12 protein-coding genes are annotated in these 17,056 nt (G+C 67.1%); 6 read left to right on the forward strand and 6 right to left on the reverse strand.

What is annotated here, in order from left to right; translation table 11 throughout:
• Positions 1–72 precede the first annotated feature (72 nt).
• Positions 73–483, reverse strand: coding sequence for a nucleoside diphosphate kinase regulator (rnk, locus tag ASE61_RS20665; RefSeq protein WP_061970083.1), 411 nt, complete (start codon positions 481–483; stop codon positions 73–75).
• 340 nt (positions 484–823) lie between these two features.
• Here rnk and ASE61_RS20670 point away from each other — a divergent pair, with 340 nt between their 5' ends.
• On the forward strand, positions 824–2,056 hold the full coding sequence (locus tag ASE61_RS20670; RefSeq protein WP_061970085.1) for a lytic murein transglycosylase: 1,233 nt from the start codon (positions 824–826) through the stop codon (positions 2,054–2,056).
• Between the two features lie 56 nt (positions 2,057–2,112).
• Positions 2,113–3,315 carry a DUF459 domain-containing protein gene (locus ASE61_RS20675; RefSeq protein ID WP_061970086.1) on the forward strand — a complete coding sequence of 401 codons (1,203 nt, stop codon included), beginning with the start codon at positions 2,113–2,115 and terminating at the stop codon, positions 3,313–3,315.
• Here the strand turns inward: ASE61_RS20675 and ASE61_RS20680 are convergent, their stop codons facing one another.
• Positions 3,316–4,830, reverse strand: coding sequence for an ABC-F family ATP-binding cassette domain-containing protein (locus ASE61_RS20680; protein WP_061970088.1), 1,515 nt, complete (start codon positions 4,828–4,830; stop codon positions 3,316–3,318).
• A 355-nt stretch (positions 4,831–5,185) separates the two neighbouring features.
• Here ASE61_RS20680 and ASE61_RS20685 point away from each other — a divergent pair, with 355 nt between their 5' ends.
• Positions 5,186–5,494: a DUF6958 family protein gene (locus ASE61_RS20685; RefSeq protein ID WP_061970090.1), complete on the forward strand. Its 309-nt coding sequence runs from the start codon at positions 5,186–5,188 to the stop codon at positions 5,492–5,494.
• Positions 5,495–5,525: 31 nt separating this feature from the next.
• On the opposite strand, the gene ASE61_RS20690 is transcribed toward ASE61_RS20685, so the two are convergent.
• On the reverse strand, positions 5,526–6,950 hold the full coding sequence (locus ASE61_RS20690; RefSeq protein ID WP_061970092.1) for a glutamate synthase subunit beta: 1,425 nt from the start codon (positions 6,948–6,950) through the stop codon (positions 5,526–5,528).
• A gap of 98 nt (positions 6,951–7,048) precedes the next feature.
• Positions 7,049–11,737 (reverse strand): glutamate synthase large subunit, encoded by a 4,689-nt coding sequence (gene gltB / locus ASE61_RS20695; RefSeq protein ID WP_061970093.1) that lies wholly within the window; start codon positions 11,735–11,737, stop codon positions 7,049–7,051.
• Positions 11,738–12,351: 614 nt separating this feature from the next.
• Here gltB and ASE61_RS20700 point away from each other — a divergent pair.
• On the forward strand, positions 12,352–13,407 hold the full coding sequence (locus tag ASE61_RS20700) for a threonine aldolase family protein (protein ID WP_061970095.1): 1,056 nt from the start codon (positions 12,352–12,354) through the stop codon (positions 13,405–13,407).
• A 93-nt stretch (positions 13,408–13,500) separates the two neighbouring features.
• Positions 13,501–14,460 carry a hypothetical protein gene (locus ASE61_RS20705; protein WP_061970097.1) on the forward strand — a complete coding sequence of 320 codons (960 nt, stop codon included), beginning with the start codon at positions 13,501–13,503 and terminating at the stop codon, positions 14,458–14,460.
• A 64-nt stretch (positions 14,461–14,524) separates the two neighbouring features.
• On the opposite strand, the gene ASE61_RS20710 is transcribed toward ASE61_RS20705, so the two are convergent.
• Positions 14,525–14,995 (reverse strand): Hsp20 family protein, encoded by a 471-nt coding sequence (locus ASE61_RS20710; protein ID WP_061970098.1) that lies wholly within the window; start codon positions 14,993–14,995, stop codon positions 14,525–14,527.
• A gap of 265 nt (positions 14,996–15,260) precedes the next feature.
• Between ASE61_RS20710 and ASE61_RS20715 the strand changes: the two genes are divergently transcribed.
• Positions 15,261–16,316: an alpha/beta hydrolase gene (locus tag ASE61_RS20715; RefSeq protein WP_061970100.1), complete on the forward strand. Its 1,056-nt coding sequence runs from the start codon at positions 15,261–15,263 to the stop codon at positions 16,314–16,316.
• On the opposite strand, the gene hisN is transcribed toward ASE61_RS20715, so the two are convergent.
• Entirely contained in the window at positions 16,221–17,003 is a 783-nt protein-coding gene (gene hisN, locus ASE61_RS20720; protein ID WP_061970315.1) for a histidinol-phosphatase, read from the reverse strand. The genes ASE61_RS20715 and hisN overlap by 96 nt on opposite strands.
• Positions 17,004–17,056: the final 53 nt, after the last annotated feature.

A 17,056-nucleotide genomic window follows, 5' to 3' on the forward strand; every position in this document is an offset into this window, starting at 1 on the left:
GCTCTACGTCTACCTGGATTGCTTCGTCGCTTTGCTCCTCGCAATGACGATGTGCTTTACCCACGCCTGATTTCAGGACGCAGCCTCTTCCTCCACCGGTTCGCGCACTTCGAGCACGGTCAGGCGCTTGACGTCGCCGGAGCGCGTCGTCCAGTCGATCGAGCGCTCGGCCGCCATGCCGATCAGCGCGACGCCGATCGGCGTCATCACCGAGACGCGGTTCTTCTCGATATCGGCATGCTCAGGCCAGACCAGCGTGATGGTGCTTTCCCGCTTGGTGGTTTCGTCGCGATAGACGATCTGGCTGCCGATCCGGGCATGGTCGTGCGAGACCCGCCCCTCCGGCAGGATTCGGGCGCGGTCGAGCTCATGGGTCAGCTCGGCGGCGAGATCGGGCATGGTGTTGGCCGCGCCGGCCGCGATGCGGCTCAGCATAGCATGGTCCGCGGTCGTAACGGTGATGGCGGGACGCTTGGTAGACATCAGGACAGGTCTTTCATCGAAAAGGCGAGCGCCCGCCGGCGGTTGAAATCCGCGCGGCATCAAAAAGGTCGAACTCGCAGGAAAAAGCGGCAGAGCAGGCGCACCCCGAACCGGAGGCGCCAAGCGCGACAGGCCCGGGGCTAGAAGCCCGCGATAAGGTTGCCCGAGCGGTGGAGACCGCGGCGGAAGGGGGACGCGCTATTCATCCCCGCAGAATCTGACAATCGCCGGAGCTTGTCAAATCACGAATGCCGCAGCGATCATGACCTGAATTAACCGCTGGTTAATCTTGTTCGGGCGCTGTGAAGATGTTTCCATCCAGCATTCGCCGGGAGTGTCCATGCGCCTGTCCGTCATCGCAGCCTCAGTCCTGATCAGCCTGGCACCGGCGCTGGCCCAGACCACCGGCTCGATCAACGTCTCCGGCGCCCATGCCCGCAATGCGCAGGCGACCCCGGCCAGCGCCCCCTTCGACGTCTTCGTGCAGCGGCTCTGGCCGCAGGCTCAGGCGCGCGGTATCTCGCGTGCGACCTTCGACCTCGCCTTCCGCGGCGTGACGCCGGATGCTTCCATCGTCGCGCTGACCAGGAAGCAGTCGGAATTCAGCGCCCCGATCTGGAGCTATCTGGAGAATGCCGTCGGCGGCTCCCGCATCGGGCGCGGGCGCGAGGCCGCGGCCGAGAACGCGAGCGTCCTCTCCCAGGTCGAGGCGCGCTATGGCGTGCCCAAGGAAATCGTCCTCGGCGTCTGGGGCATGGAGACCAATTACGGCTCGTTCAAGGGCGGCAAGGACGTCATCCGCTCGCTCGCGACGCTCGCCTCGATCCGCTATCGCGGCGACTTCTTCCGCGACGAATTGCTGACCGCACTGGAGCTGATCCAGAAGGGCCATGTCGAGCGCAGCGAATTGAAGGGCTCCTGGGCCGGCGCCATGGGCCACACCCAGTTCATGCCGTCGAGCTACATGAAATACGCGGTCGACTGGACCGGCGACGGCCATGCCGACATCTGGACCTCGTCGAGCGACGCCATCGCCTCCACCGCCAACTACCTCAAGGGCTATGGCTGGGTGCCGGGCCTGCCCTGGGGCATGGAGGTGACGCTACCCGATGGCTTCGACCACCGCCTGGACAAGGCGAGCTTCTCCGCCTTCGCCTCCGCCGGCGTGCGTCGCGCCGATGGCAATCGCCTGCCCTCCTCCGGCGAAGGCCGCCTGTTCTACCCGGCCGGCCATACCGGCCCGGTGATGCTGCTCACCGCCAATTTCGACGTCATCAAGAAATACAACTCCTCCGACGCCTATGCGATGGCCGTCGGCCATCTCGGCGACCGGATCGCCGGGCGCTCCGCCATCCGGGCGAGCTGGCCGACCAAGGCGCCGCGCCTCGACATGGCCGCGACCCGCGATCTCCAGCACCGCCTGAAGGCCCTCGGCCTCTACAACCACGATGCCGACGGCCGCATCGGCACCGGCACACGCGAGGCTGTCAGGCGCTATCAGATCAGCGCCGGCGAAATCGCCGACGGTTACCCGACGCCGGCCCTGCTGTCGAAGCTGCGCGGCAAGCGCTGACTTCGGGCCGGCCCCGGCCTATACTGGGGAGCGAAGGGGAACCACCGGATCGGCCTATGCGCCTGCGCTCGCTTGCCATGGTTCTGGCTGCCGCCTGCCTGCTCCTGCTGACCGGCGGGCCGGTCTCCCTCGCCCAGCAGCAGCCGCAACAGCGCAGCCTGTTCCAGATGTTCTGGCAAATCCCGGCACAACCGCGCACCGCGACGCCACAACCGCGCCAGCGCGTCGCGCCGGTCGTCCGGCGCCGCGAGGCGCCCGTCGTCGTTCGCGACGATCCGGTCATCCCCAAGGTCGATGTCAGCAGCCATATCGTCGTGATGGGCGATTCCCTCGCCAACCTCCTGGCGAACGGGCTCGACGACGCCCTCAACAACCGCCCCGATGTCGAGGTGGTCCATAAGGCCAAGCCCGATTCCGGCCTCGTCCGCAGCGATTTCTATGACTGGCCGAAGACGATCTCCGAGCTTCTCGCCAGCGATCAGAAGATCAGCATCGGCGTCATCCTGCTCGGCCTCAACGACCGCCAGCCGATCCGCGAGGGCGAGACCGTCCATGAGCCCTTGAGCCCGCGCTGGCTCGAACTCTACCGCGACCGGATCGACGCCATCGCCAACGCTTTTGCCGGCAAGCGCGTGCCGCTGATCTGGGTCGGCGCACCGCCGATGCAGAACGGGCGGCTCTCCGCCGACATGGTCACCTTCAACGACCTCTATCGCCAGCGCGTCGAGAAGGCGGGCGGGCAATATGTCGATCTCTGGGGCGGCTTCGTCGATGCCGAGAACCGCTATGCCGCGATAGGTCCGGACGTCTCCGGCCAGCCGGTGCGCCTACGGTTGGGCGACGGCATCCATTTCACTGCGGCCGGCGCGCGCAAGGCCGCCCATTTCGTCGATCTCGTCATCCGCCGCATGATCGAGGCGGCTCCGCAGAACAGCGTCATCGCCCTGCCCGTCTCGCCCGAGACCGGCGCCCCCAGCGCGCCGGAACTCCAGCCCGGTGGCGTCGAGCGCCTGATCGACCAGATGGTTGCCGGCGTGCCGGTGATCGGCTTGCCGGCCGCCTTGCAGGCCCGCCCGCTCGCCGGGCCGATCCAGCCCCTCACCGGCCAGGCCGCGCTCTCCGAGCAGCCGCTGCTCGCCTCGATCACCGAGGCGCGCGGGCGCGGCGATGCCGCCCTCCAGCTCGAACGGGTCTTCGGCCAGGGTATCGCGCCGGACCCGGTCCCGGGCCGGCTCGACGATTACCGCTGGCCGCGCTGATCAACCCGCCATCAGTCGGTCGAAGACCGGATCGGGATCGTCGACCTCGACCAGCTTCTTAGCCGTGATGACCCAGATCCGAGTCGCCACCGACCGCACGAAGGCGCGGTCATGGCTCACCAGCAGACAGGCCGTTTCCTGCTTGATCAATTCGCCCTCCAACATGTCCTGCCCCTCGATATCGAGATGGTTGGTCGGTTCGTCCAGCAGGTAGAAATTCGGCTCGATCAGGCGCAGCAGCAGCATCGCCAGCCTCGCACGCTGCCCGCCGGAGAGACGGGCCGTCGGCGCGGTCTGCGCCTCGCTCGCGATCCCCGCGCCTGCCAGCACGGTGCGCGCGGTCTGGTCGCCGAGATCGCTCGACCGCTTCACCGCATCCCAGGGCGTGCGCCAGGCATCGAGCTGCGACAGGGACTGGTCGGAATAGCCGGCCTTCAGGGTCGCAGCGCCGCGGATCTCCGGGTCCGAGCCGTCCAGCGCCGCCCGCAACCGCGTGACAAAACGCGTCTTGCCGCTGCCATTGGCGCCGAGCAGCGCGATCCGGTCCCCCTTCTCGATCCAGAGCGGCCCGGTGCGGAACAGCAGGCGCCCGTCCGGCGTGTTGATGGCCGTTTCCTTGATCGAGACCAGCGCCTTGGCATGGGTGCCGCTGCTGGCGAGCCGGATCGTGCCGGCCGAGCGTTCCTTGTGTCCTGGCCGCGCCTGATCCTCCAGCTTGTCCGCGCGCTCGGACAATTGCTTGGTCTTGACCACCAGCAGGTCAGAGCCGGAATTGATGCCGATATTCTTCAGCTTCGCTGCCTGCTGCCGGAGCGCCCGAACCTTGCGCATCTCGTTCTCGAATTGCCGGTCCCGCGCCGCATCGCGTTCCTCCAGCGCCTGCAGGGCACGCGAATAGGGCAAGGCGAAATCCGCGCTCTCCGCCGGGCGCAGGAACAGGGTGCGCGTGCTGATATCGTCGAGAAAGGCGCGGTCATGGCTCGCCGCGACCACGGCGCAGTCGCGCGGCAAGGCTGTGAGGAAGCGCTCCAGCAGACCGATCCGTTCGAGATCAAGATGGTTGGTCGGCTCGTCGAGCAAGAGCAGGTCGGGCTCGATCACCGCCGCGCGCGCCAACAGCATCGTGCGCTGCCAGCCGCCGGAGAGGCTGCCCACGGCGCGGCCGCGCAGGCTCTCCTCGACCATGAGATCGTCGAGCAGCACATCGACGCGCCAGCTCTCGGTTTCCGCCGCCTCCGGATCAAGCGCGTCCAGCACGGCATCATAGAGGCTCAGCGGCAGCAGGCGCTCGGGCGGGTCCTGCGGCGCGAAGGCGGTGACGAGGCCGCGCGAGCGGGTCAGCGTGCCGCCGCTCGCCTCCTCCGTGCCGGCCAGAATGCGCAGGAGCGAGGATTTGCCGCGCCCATTGGCGGCGACGAGGCCGAGGCGGTCGCCCTTGGCGATGGCGAGGTCGAGGCCGGCGAACAGCGGCGCGCTGCGAGCGAGCGAGAGGTCTTTCAGGGTGATCAGGGACATCGGAATCTCATGAAGTCAGGCATGCGCGTCAGAGCGCGCCAACAAAGGCTGACGATGAGACGACGGTGCGTTCCCGGTCAGCCCCGCGAGGTGAAGCGCGGGGCGCAGACAGGTCCGCGGGTGCGGCAATGGAAGCGGCGACGCGGCGCCTGCTTCCCCTTCTGGTTCGATTCCATGACGGCGATCATAGCGATGCAGCAGCCGAGGACCAGCGCCTCCCTGGCATAAGGGGCAAGAGCGCGGCGCGGAACGCACTCATGACACCAAGCGGCTCCGCCTGCGTAGAGGGAGATCGACGAACCGGCTTCGGCTGGCGGAACCGGGAAACCCGGAAACAGAACGGCAAGGACGACCGATGGCTGACGACAAGATCGAGATCGAGAACGTCAACACGCCCGGCAAGACCGAGCGGGTCGACCGGGCCAAATATCTCGCGATGCGCGAGGCGCTGCTGCTGGTCCTGCCGCGAGCCGCACCGGGCCTGAAGGTCCCCGATGCGAAGGAAGCCTTGCTGCCGCACCTGCCCGAGGCGCTGTTTCCGCAGGGCAAGACGGCCGGATGGTGGCTGAAAGCCATACAGCTCGACCTCGAAGCCAAGGGCACGATCCGGCGCGCACCCGGCTCGCCGGTCCGGCTTTACAAGGCCGATCCGGCGAAGGAGTGAACGCTCAGCGGTATAAGGGCTGGCGCCTGCCTCACACCGGCAGGATCGTCGCGCCCATCAATTCCTTGTCGATCGCATGGGCCGCCTGGCGGCCCTCGCGGATCGCCCAGACCACCAGCGACTGGCCGCGCCGCATGTCGCCGGCGACGAAGACCTTGCCGACGCTGGTCTTGTAGTCGCGGTCATTGGCGACGACGTTGGCGCGCTTGTCGGTCGCAGCGCCGGACTGCGCGATCATGCCCTCGATCACCGAGCCGGCGAAGCCGATGGCGAGGAAGCAGAGGTCGGCCTGGAGGACGAATTCGCTGCCGGCGATGGGCTTGCGCTTCTCGTCGACCCGGGCGCATTTCACGCCGGTCAGCCGGCCGTTGCGGCCTTCGAGGCCGAGCGTCGCCGCCTGGAACTCGCGCTCGGCGCCTTCCGCCTGCGAGGACGAGGTGCGGAACTTGGTCGGCCAGTACGGCCAGACCGTGAGCTTGTCCTCCAGCTCCGGCGCCATTGGCCGGATGTCGAGCTGCGTTACCGAGAGCGCGCCCTGCCGGAAGGCAGTGCCGACGCAGTCCGAGGCCGTGTCGCCGCCGCCGACCACGACGACATGCTTGCCGGCCGCGCTGATCGGCGCCTCGTTCGAGACATCCTCGCCGCCAACGCGCTTGTTCTGCTGGGTCAGGTACGGCATCGCGTAATGCACGCCGGCAAGGTTGGTGTCCGGCAGGCCAGGATCGCGCGGCGCTTCCGCCCCGCCTGTCATCAGCACCGCGTCATGCTCGGCCATCAGCGTGGCGAAGGGCAGGGTCACGCCGATATTGGCGTTGTAGTGGAAGGTCACGCCTTCCGCCTCCATCTGCTTCACCCGGCGGTCGATATGCTTCTTCTCCATCTTGAAGTCGGGGATGCCATAGCGCAGCAGGCCGCCGGCCTTGGCTTCGCGCTCATAGAGATGGACATCGTGCCCGACGCGGGCGAGTTGCTGCGCCGCAGCCATCCCGGCCGGCCCCGAGCCGACGATGGCGATGCGCTTGCCGGTGCGCTTGGCCGGGATTTCCGGCGCGATCCAGCCCTCTTCCCAACCCTTGTCGGCGATCGCCTGCTCGATCGTCTTGATCGTCACCGGCATGTTCTCGAGGTTGAGCGTGCAGGCTTCCTCGCAGGGCGCCGGGCAGATGCGGCCGGTAAATTCCGGGAAGTTGTTGGTCGAATGGAGGTTGCGCAGCGCATCCTCCCAGCCGCCGGAATAGACCAGCTCGTTCCAGTCCGGGATCTGGTTATGCACCGGGCAACCCGTCGGCCCGTGGCAGAACGGGATGCCGCAATCCATGCAGCGCGCCGCCTGCTTCTTGATGTCGCGCTCCTCAAGCGGAAGCGTGAACTCGCGGAAATGCCGGATGCGGTCGCCGGCGAGCTGATACTTCTGCTCCTGCCGGTCGAATTCGAGAAAGCCCGTGACCTTGCCCATGCCGTTTCTCTCGCCGTGTGCGCGGGGCGTCCCCGTGCGCGTGCCTTGACTTGATCGAGATGCCGGGACCGTGACGGCCCCGGCGGGGTGGCGTTCGCTTATTCCGCAGCCTGCAAGGTGCGGGCCTGTTCCATCTCGCGCAGCGCGCGGCGGTACTCGACCGGCATCACCTTGACGAACTTGGTGCGGTAATCCGCCCAGTTGTCGAGGATGGTGCGGGCGCGCTCCGAGCCGGTGTAGTCGACATGGTTCGTCAGCATCTGCATCAGGCGCTCTTCATCGTGGCCCGACATGTTGGTCATGTCGATCCGGCCCTTATGCTCGAGATCGCCGCCGTGATGGTGCAAACGCTCCATCAGGTCCTCTTCCTCCTCGACCGGTTCGAGATCGACCATCGAGAGGTTGCAGCGCGACTTGAAGGTGCCGTCCTCGTCCAGCACATAGGCGATGCCGCCCGACATGCCGGCCGCGAAATTGCGCCCGGTCTGGCCGATCACCGCGACGACGCCGCCGGTCATGTATTCGCAGCCATGGTCGCCGGTGCCCTCAACCACCGCGATGGCGCCGGAATTGCGCACCGCGAAGCGCTCGCCCGCGACGCCCCTGAAATAGGCCTCGCCCGCGATCGCGCCGTAGAGCACGGTATTGCCGACGATGATCGAGCGTTCGGCCACCGCCTTGGTCGCAGGATCGGGCTTCACGATGACCTTGCCGCCGGACAGACCCTTGGCGACGTAGTCGTTGGCCTGGCCGGTAAGTTCGACCGTGACGCCCGCCGCAAGGAAGGCCGCGAAGCTCTGGCCGGAAGTACCCTTGAGCTTCACCGTGATCGTGTCTTCCGGCAGGCCGGCATGGCCGTACTTCTTGGCGACGGCGCCGGACAGCATCGCGCCCGTGCTGCGGTCGACATTGCCGACCGGCTTCTCGATCACGACCGGCGTGCCGGTCTCGATCGCGTCCGTGGCCTCGACCAGGAGCTGGCGGTCGAGCACGGTGTCGATCGGGTGCTTCTGCAATTCGACATGGCGGATCGCCACGCCCGGCAGGTCGACCTTGTGGAAGAGCTTGGTGAAGTCGAGCCCGTTCGCCTTCCAGTGTTCGATCGCGTCGCGCTTGTCGAGCAGGTCCGAACGGCCGACGATCTCCTCGATCTTGGTGAAGCCCATCTCCGCCATGATCCGGCGGACATCCTCGGCCACGAAGAAGAAGTAGTTCACGACATGCTCGGGCAGGCCCTTGAAGCGCTTGCGCAGCACCGGATCCTGCGTCGCGACGCCGACCGGGCAGGTGTTGAGATGACACTTGCGCATCATGATGCAGCCCGCCGCGATCAGCGGCGCGGTCGAGAAGCCGAACTCGTCGGCACCGAGCAGCGCGCCGATGATGACGTCGCGACCGGTGCGCAGGCCGCCATCGACCTGTAGCGCGACGCGGCCGCGCAGCTGGTTCAGCACCAGCGTCTGCTGCGTTTCGGCAAGCCCGATCTCCCAGGGCGAGCCCGCATGCTTCAGCGAGGTCAGCGGGCTTGCGCCCGTGCCGCCCTCGAAGCCCGAGATGGTGATGTGGTCGGCGCGCGACTTGGCGACACCGGCCGCAACCGTGCCGACGCCGATCTCCGAGACGAGCTTCACCGAGACATCGGCCGACGGGTTGACGTTCTTCAGGTCGAAGATCAGCTGCGCCAGATCCTCGATCGAATAGATGTCGTGATGCGGCGGCGGCGAGATCAGGCCGACGCCCGGCGTCGAATGCCGGGTCCGCGCGATCTTGGCGTCGACCTTGTGACCGGGGAGCTGGCCGCCCTCGCCGGGCTTGGCACCCTGCGCCACCTTGATCTGCATCACGTCGGCATTGACGAGGTATTCGGTGGTGACACCGAAGCGGCCGGACGCGATCTGCTTGATCGCCGAGCGCTTGGAACGGCCATCCGGCATCGGCCGGAAACGGATCGGCTCCTCGCCGCCCTCGCCGGTGTTCGACTTGCCGCCGATCTGGTTCATCGCGAGCGCGATCGTCTCATGCGCCTCGCGCGAAATCGAGCCGAAGGACATCGCGCCCGTGGCGAAGCGCTTCACGATCTCGGCGGCAGGCTCGACGCTCTCCAGCGGCACGGGCGCGCGGCCGTTATCGGTGGCCATCTTGACCTTGAACAGGCCGCGGATCGTGCTGAGCCGCTGCGCGTCGTCGTTGACCTGCTGCGCGAACTCCTCGTAGCGATCCTGCGCGTTGAGGCGCACCGCATGCTGCAGCGAGGCGACCACGTCCGGCTTCCAGACATGGTCCTCGCCGCGGACGCGGTACATGTACTCGCCGCCGATATCGAGGCTGTTGCGGTAAAGTGGGGAGTCGCCGAAGGCGTCGCGGTGACGGCGCAGGCTCTCCTCGGCGATCTCTTCGAGGCCGACGCCCTCGATCGCCGTGCCCGTGCCGAAGAAGAACTTGTCCACGAAGGCGCTCTTCAGGCCGACGGCATCGAAGATCTGCGCGCCGCAATAGGACTGGTAGGTCGAGATGCCCATCTTGGACATGACCTTGAGCACGCCCTTGCCGACCGACTTGATGTAGCGCTTCACCACCTCGTCGGCATCGACCTCCTCGGGGAAGGCGCCCTGCTCATGCTGGTCGAGCAGGGTGTCGAAGGCGAGATAGGGGTTGATCGCCTCGGCGCCGTAGCCGGCGAGGCAGCAGAAATGATGGATCTCGCGCGGCTCGCCGGATTCGACGACGAGGCCGACCGAGGTGCGCAGGCCCTTGCGGATCAGGTGATGGTGCACCGCCGCCGTCGCGAGCAGCGCCGGGATCGGGATGCGGTCGGAGCCCACCTGCCGGTCGGACAGGATGATGATGTTGTAGCCGCCATGGACCGCAGCCTCGGCGCGCTCGCAGAGCCGCGCCACCGCGCCGTCCATGCCGGCCGCGCCCTCGCGCGCCGGATAGGTGAAGTCGATCGTCTTGGTGTCGAAGCGATCCTCGTAATGGCCGATGCAGCGGATCTTCTCGAGATCGTCATTGGTCAGGATCGGGGTGCGGACCTCCAGACGCTTGCGGCGCGAGGTGCCCTCCAGATCGAGGATGTTCGGACGCGGCCCGATGAAGGAGAGCAGGCTCATCACCAGCTCCTCGCGGATCGGGTCGATCGGCGGGTTCGTCACCTGCGCGAAGTTCTGCTTGAAATAGGTGTAGAGCAGCTTCGACTTGAGCGAGAGCGCCGAGATCGGGGTGTCCGTACCCATCGAGCCCACGGCTTCCTGCCCGGTCACCGCCATCGGTGCCATCAGCAGGCGAACGTCCTCGGTGGTGTAGCCGAAGGCCTGCTGGCGATCGAGCAGTGGCACGTCGGTGCGCGAGGCCCGCGCCTCGACCGGCGGCAGGTCCTCCAGCACGATCTGGGTGCGCTTCAGCCAGTCCTTGTAGGGATTGGCGAGGCAGAGCGAGGTCTTGATCTCGTCATCGCCGATGATGCGGCCTTGTTCGAGATCGATCAGCAGCATCTTGCCGGGCTGAAGGCGCCACTTCTCGACGATCTTCTCCTCCGGGATCGGCAGCACGCCGAATTCCGAAGCGAGCACGACGAGCCCGTCGTCCGTGACGAGATAGCGCGCGGGGCGCAGGCCGTTGCGGTCCAGCGTCGCGCCGATCTGACGCCCATCGGTGAAGGCGATCGCGGCCGGCCCGTCCCAGGGCTCCATCAGCGCGGCATGGTACTCGTAGAAAGCGCGCCGCTCCTCGTTCATCAGCGGGTTGCCGTTCCACGCCTCCGGCACGAGCATCATCATGGCATGGGCCAGCGAATAGCCGCCCTGCACCAGGAATTCGAGCGCGTTGTCGAAACAGGCGGTATCCGATTGGCCCTCATAGGAGATCGGCCAGAGCTTCGAGATATCCGAGCCGAACAGGTCGGAATCGACGCTCGCCTGCCGCGCCGCCATCCAGTTGACGTTGCCGCGCAGCGTATTGATCTCGCCGTTATGGGCGACCATCCGGTAGGGATGGGCGAGGCGCCAGGACGGGAAGGTGTTGGTGGCGAAACGCTGGTGGACGAGGGCCAGCGCGCTGACGAAGCGCTCGTCCTGCAGGTCCTTGAAGTAGGAGCCGAGCTGGTTCACCAGCACCATGCCCTTGTAGACGATGGTGCGACAGGACATCGAGACGGGGTAATATTCCGCCGTCTTGCGCTCCTGATGCTTGTAGACCTTGTTCGAGACCGACTTGCGGAGGACATAGACCTGCCGCTCGAACTCGTCCTCGTCGGTAATGTCGTCGGGGCGGCCGACGAAGAGCTGGCGATGCACCGGCTCGGTCGCCAGCACGGCATGGCCGAGATCGCTGTTGTCAACCGGCACGTCGCGCCAACCGAGGAAGACGAGTCCCTCCTCCGCCACGGTCTGCGAGATGACATCCTCGCACATCGCCCGGGCGGTCGGATCGCGCGGCATGAAGAACTGGCCGATCGCGTAATAGCCTTGCTCCGGCAGGGCGATGCCGAGCCGCGCGGTCTCCTCGCGGAAGAACTGGTCGGGGATCTGGACGAGGATGCCGCAGCCGTCGCCGAGCTTCGGATCGGCACCGACCGCGCCGCGATGGTCGATATTGTGCAGGATCTGCAGGCCCTGCTGCACGATCGCGTGGCTCTTGCGGTTCTTCATGTCGGCGATGAAGCCGACGCCACAGGAGTCTTTCTCGTTATTGGGATCGTACAGGCCCTGACGCACCGGCATCGCCGGATCGCGCACGGCCGGAAAACGCTCGAAAGCCGCTGCGCCGCTCGACTTGCTGGTCACGCTCATCGTCAAACCCCGCTTCCCAGAACCCCGCGAGCTTGCGCCGGCAGGGAGACCCGTCAGTCCATGATCCCGACCGCTGCGGCCCTCAGTGCCGACTTGAAGTCGGCAGCAAGGTGGGGCCAAGGCGGTCCGGCCGTCGTCTTTTTGGAGGCTCTGCTTGCGCTTTGTTTCCACCGCGCCCGCGTCCTCCGCAGGCGCCTCGGGCGTGCCTCGCCCGTTCGCGCCTGTCTTCAGGCCGTCGTTTTACGGACGGCGCGCGTGCGATTGGCTTTGGCGTTGGTAGCCCGGCCCTTCGTCATGCTCCGCTCCGCTGCGACGGCGCGACCTCCAGCTAGATCAGCTTTTGGTCGGCGCGGTGAAAAATGGGACAGCAACACTGTCCTATTGCGATGAACTTGCCAGAATTCCAATCTACGCACAAGCGCCGATTTCGCGCTGCAGCGAAATTTTATTGCAAAATCGAATCCGTACTAGACATTTCCGGAACGAAAGCCTGAGTCAGGCAACCCGGTTCTTGTTTTTGAAGCGTTCGCGCAAATCCGTCCGGCGCAGCGCGCAAGCCCCCTCTCCGCCGGTGCCGCTTGGCAGGAAAGCGCCATCCGCCTAACCCTCAAACCATGGATTTCTTCAGCGACAACACCGCCGCCGCCAGCCCCCGCGTCATGGCCGCTCTCGCCGCTGCCAATGCCGGCGCCGCCTCCCCCTATGGCAAGGATGACTGGACGCAGCGCGTCGAGGAGCGCTTCGCCGCGATCTTCGAGCGCGAGGTCGCGGTCTTCCTCGTCCTGACCGGCACGGCGGCGAATGCGCTCGCGCTCGCCAGCATCGTCAAGCCCTGGGGCGCGATCCTCACCCACGAGGAGGCGCATGTCGTCGAGGACGAATGCGGCGCGCCGGAGTTCTTCACCAACGGCGCCAAGCTGGTCGACCTGCCCGGCACCGGCGCCAAGCTGACGCCGGAAGCGGTGACGAAGGCGCTCTCGCATCTGCGCGCCGGCGATTTCCACCAGGTCCAGGCCCAGGCGCTGACGATCACGCAGGCGACCGAATGCGGCACCATCTACACGCCGGCCGAGGTGCGCGCCCTGAAGGAGGCGGTGACGCCGCGCGGCCTGAAGCTCCACATGGACGGCGCCCGCTTCGCCAATGCGCTGGTCACGCTCGACTGCACGCCGGCCGAGATCACCTGGAAGGCCGGCGTCGACGTGCTCTCCTTCGGCGGCACCAAGAACGGCGCGCTGGCGGCCGAAGCCGTGATCTTCTTCGACCCGGCAGAGGCCGAGGAAATGAAATGGCGACGCAAGCGCGCCGGCCAGACGCTCTCGAAGGGCCGCGTGCTCGGCGCCCAGTTCGAAGGCCTGCTTGCCGACGATCACTGGCTCGACCTCGCCCGCCACGCCAATGCCCGGGCCAAACGCCTGGCGGATTCGGTCGCGCAAGGGGGCGAGGCGCGCCTCGCCTGGCCCTGTCAGGCGAACGAGGTCTTCCTGGTTCTGTCGCCCGCCGTGCAGGAGCGCCTGAAGGCCGCCGGCATCGGCTATTACGACTGGTCCGCGCGCTCGCTGCCGCCGGAAGCGCCGCTCAAGGAGGGCGAGGTCGTCGGCCGCTTCGTCATGTCCTTTGCGACGGAAGCGGAGCATGTCGAGGCTCTGATCGCCGCGATCGCTGGCTGATCGGGCGTATTTGCGCCGCGTTTCCAGCCCCACGCCCGCCGCAATCCCTAACAAGACTAAGTGTCGAATAGTCATTCGTTAAGGGAATTTGGCATGGCAGATCGTTCGACCGCACCGGGGCGCATCGCGCTGATGGGCCTGGTCGTGGCCGGCGCAATGGCCGGCATGGCGGGCGCCGCCAGCGCGCAGTACTACTATTATGACGACGGGTACGATCCCTACCCGGCCTATGGCTACGGCTATCGTTATGATTACGGATACGCCCCGCGCCCACCGGTTGCAGTGCCGCGTGCTCCGGCTGCCGTCTCCGCCTATTCGGTCAATGGCATCGCCGCCCGCCGTTACGGGCTCGTCCGGATCGAGCGTTCGATCCGGCGCAACGACACTTATATCGTCGACGGCGTCACCGCCGGTGGCCAGCGCCAACGCCTGATCCTCGACGCCTATGCCGGCGACTTGATCCGCCGCATTCCCCTGCGCGGGCAGCCGGCTGCTCCCAGCGTCGCCCGCGCCGATCCGCGCGAGGAGCACGCTCCGCCGCGCCAGCGCCTCGTGCCCCAGCCGCCCGAACGCCCGGCCGAACTGAAGGGCCCGGCGGAAGCCAGCGCTCCGGCGACAACCGTGATGCCCTCGCCGGCCGCACCGCCAGCACCCGAAGCTGTCCAGCCAGCGGAAACGCCGCCGGCAGAAGCGAGCGCGCCCGCAACCACCTCACCGCCCTCCCCTGCCGCGCCGCCGGCACCCGAACCGGCGAAGCCTGCGGAAACCGCACCGGCCGAAGCCAGCGCTCCGGCAACCGCCGTGCCGCCGCAGCCCGCCAAGCCGGCGGAGCCATCCCCCGGCACGACCGATCCGGAGACCGGCGCCGACAAGCCGAAGCTCGTCAATCCCAGCGATGTGCGGAATACCGAAGGCACCGACCGCAAGCCGCCGCTCTCGACAGCTGCGCCCGCGCCCGAGGCTCCGGCTATCCCGCCGGTGCAGCAGAACGACCCGACGCCATCGACGCCCAAACCTGAGACGTCGATCGCCCCCGTCGCGCCGATGAACTGACCGGCCAACAAAAAAGGCTCCCGTTTCCGGGAGCCTTTCGCTTGCATCGAAAGCTGGACGCTGGTTACGCAGCCTTAGCGACCTTGGCCTCGAGGACCTTGGCCGAACCGCCGGTGCCGATCGCGATCTGGCGCGGCTTCTTGGCCTCGGGGATCTCGCGCACGAGGTCGATATGCAGCAGGCCGTTCTCCAGGCTGGCGCCGGTCACCTGCACATAATCGGCAAGCTGGAAGCGACGCTCGAAGGCGCGCGCGGCGATGCCCTGATGCAGGACCTCGCGCTTCTCGGCGCCCTCGACGAGCTGCTTCTCGCCCTTGACGGTCAGCGCGTTTTCCTTGGATTCGATGGAGAGGTCGCCCTCGCCGAAACCTGCGACCGCGATGGTGATGCGGTAGGCGTTCTCGGCGGTCCGCTCGATATTATAGGGCGGGTAGCTCGGGGCGGCTTCGTTGCTCGTCGCCTGGTCGAGGAGATTGAACAGACGGTCGAAGCCGACGGTCGAGCGATAGAGCGGGGAAAGGTCGAAATGACGCATGATATGTCCTCCGAAGAAGCGACAATGGAGTCGGTCCGCCTCGCCTGAGCGCGGACCTAGGTTGCTTTCGCGCAGCCGGTTCCGGCCTGCGCAGACCTGATCTGGGGAGGCGCCCGAGCTTTTCAAGAGCCGTTCTTTCGGGCCGCGAAATCAGCCCTCGCATTTCTTTTTAAGCGCACCGACATGTTTTCGCAGGATATCCGGTGCAGGATATCGGGCATGCGGCGGCCGCGTTCGATACTGCAGCCGCGATGCGGAGCACTTGATGGCCGAGGCCGCCTTTTTCGCCGATCCGGATTATCCCGTTCCCGGGCATGGCAAGACCTGGCTTGCGACGACGCGCGACGGCGCCTCCTTGCGTTTCGCCAGCTGGCGCCCGACGGTGAAGCCGGTGCGCGGCACCATCGTCGTCGTGCAGGGCCGGGCCGAGTTCATCGAGCGCTACAGCGAGACCGTCGCGGAGCTGCGTCGCCGCGGCTTCCACGTCCTCTCTTTCGACTGGCGCGGCCAGGGCGGCTCGCAACGCTTCGTCCGCCGCACGCGCAAGGGCCATGTCGGGCGTCTCAGGCATTACGAGGCCGATCTGGCGCTGGCGATGGCCGAGATGCAGGCGAAGCTGCCCCCGCCCTATTTCGTCCTCTCCCATTCGATGGGTGCTGCGCTCTGCCTCGACGCCGCCCGCTCCGATGCCTTGCCGGTCTCGCGCATGGTCGCGCTCGCGCCGATGCTCGGCATCGCGATGATCGCGCATCCCGGCCGGGCCAAACTCCTGGCAAGCCTGCTCTACTGGCTCGGCTTCGGCCGGGCTTTCGTGCCGGGCGGCGGCGACACCGCGATCGCGACCAAGCCCTTCGAGGGCAATCGCCTGACCAGCGACCCTGTCCGCTACGCCCGCAACGCCGCGCTCTCGGCCGCGGCGCGCGATCTCAGCATCGGCGACCCCACCGTCGCCTGGATCCGGACGGCCTTCCGCCTGATCGCTCGTCTCGCCGCGCCCTCCGCCGCGCTGGAGGTGAAGGTGCCGACGCTGATCATCGCCGCCGGCCGCGACCCGGTCGTCTCGACCCCGGCGATCGAGCGCTTCGCGGCGCGGCTCAAGACCGGCTCGGCACTGGTCCTGCCGACCGCACGCCACGAGATCCTGATGGAAAACGACGAAATCCGCGCCCAGTTCTGGGCCGCCTTCGACGCCTTCATCCCCGGCGAGGACCAGGCCCTGCCGGGCTCAGCCGGCGAGCAGAGCCATGGCGGCCTCATGCAGCGCCTTGCTGCCGGCCGCGAGAATGCGCCCGCCCCCGGCAGCGCTGCCGCCGTCCCATGAGGTGACGACGCCGCCGGCGCCCTCGATGATCGGGATCAGCGCGACGATGTCATAGGGCTTGAGGCCGCTCTCGATCACGAGATCGACATGACCGGCAGCGAGCATGCAATAGGCGTAGCAATCGCAGCCATAGCGCGAGAGCCTGACCTCCTTCTCCACGCGGGCGAAGGCCTTCGCCTCCGCGCCCTTGAACAGGGCGGGCGAGGTCGTCATCAGCGTCGCCGTGGCGAAATCGGTGGTCTGGCGGGTCCTGAGCTTCTTCGGCCCGCCCGGCCCCTCATAGCGCGCCTCGCGCCCGTCGCCGGAATAGCGCTCGCCCGAGAAGGGCTGGTGCATCATGCCGTAGACCGGCACGCCGTTGCGCGTCAGCCCGATCAGCGTGCCCCAGACCGGGATGCCGGAGATGAAGGCGCGCGTGCCGTCGATCGGATCGAGCACCCAGACATATTCGGCATCGGTGTTCTCGCTGCCGAATTCCTCGCCGAGCACGCCATGCGCCGGGAACTGCCGCTTGATCATGTGGCGCATCACCGATTCGCCGGCGCGGTCGCCCTCGGTCACGGGATCGAACACCCCGCCCCGCGACTTGTCCTCCGTCGCATGCAGCGCCCGAAAGAAGGGCAGGATCGCCCGGCCGGACTGCGTCGCCAGATCCGCGACGAAAGCGCCGAAATCGACTGCGCTCATGAACAGGCACTCCAGTTTGCTGCTTTGCAGCATCGACTCCGCAAATTGACCAT

This window comes from Allobosea sp. Root670, from assembly GCF_001429415.1.
Taxonomy (GTDB): domain Bacteria; phylum Pseudomonadota; class Alphaproteobacteria; order Rhizobiales; family Beijerinckiaceae; genus Allobosea; species Allobosea robiniae.

What these genes read in the sequence shown, in the direction of transcription:
- hisN (WP_061970315.1), bottom strand. Translation starts at nt 17,003, where the DNA reads ATGAGCGCAGTCGATTTCGGCGCTTTCGTCGCGGATCTGGCGACGCAG.
- ASE61_RS20705 (WP_061970097.1), top strand. Translation starts at nt 13,501, where the DNA reads ATGGCAGATCGTTCGACCGCACCGGGGCGCATCGCGCTGATGGGCCTG.
- rnk (WP_061970083.1), bottom strand. Translation starts at nt 483, where the DNA reads ATGTCTACCAAGCGTCCCGCCATCACCGTTACGACCGCGGACCATGCT.
- ASE61_RS20700 (WP_061970095.1), top strand. Translation starts at nt 12,352, where the DNA reads ATGGATTTCTTCAGCGACAACACCGCCGCCGCCAGCCCCCGCGTCATG.
- ASE61_RS20710 (WP_061970098.1), bottom strand. Translation starts at nt 14,995, where the DNA reads ATGCGTCATTTCGACCTTTCCCCGCTCTATCGCTCGACCGTCGGCTTC.
- ASE61_RS20690 (WP_061970092.1), bottom strand. Translation starts at nt 6,950, where the DNA reads ATGGGCAAGGTCACGGGCTTTCTCGAATTCGACCGGCAGGAGCAGAAG.
- gltB (WP_061970093.1), bottom strand. Translation starts at nt 11,737, where the DNA reads ATGAGCGTGACCAGCAAGTCGAGCGGCGCAGCGGCTTTCGAGCGTTTT.
- ASE61_RS20675 (WP_061970086.1), top strand. Translation starts at nt 2,113, where the DNA reads ATGCGCCTGCGCTCGCTTGCCATGGTTCTGGCTGCCGCCTGCCTGCTC.
- ASE61_RS20680 (WP_061970088.1), bottom strand. Translation starts at nt 4,830, where the DNA reads ATGTCCCTGATCACCCTGAAAGACCTCTCGCTCGCTCGCAGCGCGCCG.
- ASE61_RS20670 (WP_061970085.1), top strand. Translation starts at nt 824, where the DNA reads ATGCGCCTGTCCGTCATCGCAGCCTCAGTCCTGATCAGCCTGGCACCG.
- ASE61_RS20715 (WP_061970100.1), top strand. Translation starts at nt 15,261, where the DNA reads ATGGCCGAGGCCGCCTTTTTCGCCGATCCGGATTATCCCGTTCCCGGG.
- ASE61_RS20685 (WP_061970090.1), top strand. Translation starts at nt 5,186, where the DNA reads ATGGCTGACGACAAGATCGAGATCGAGAACGTCAACACGCCCGGCAAG.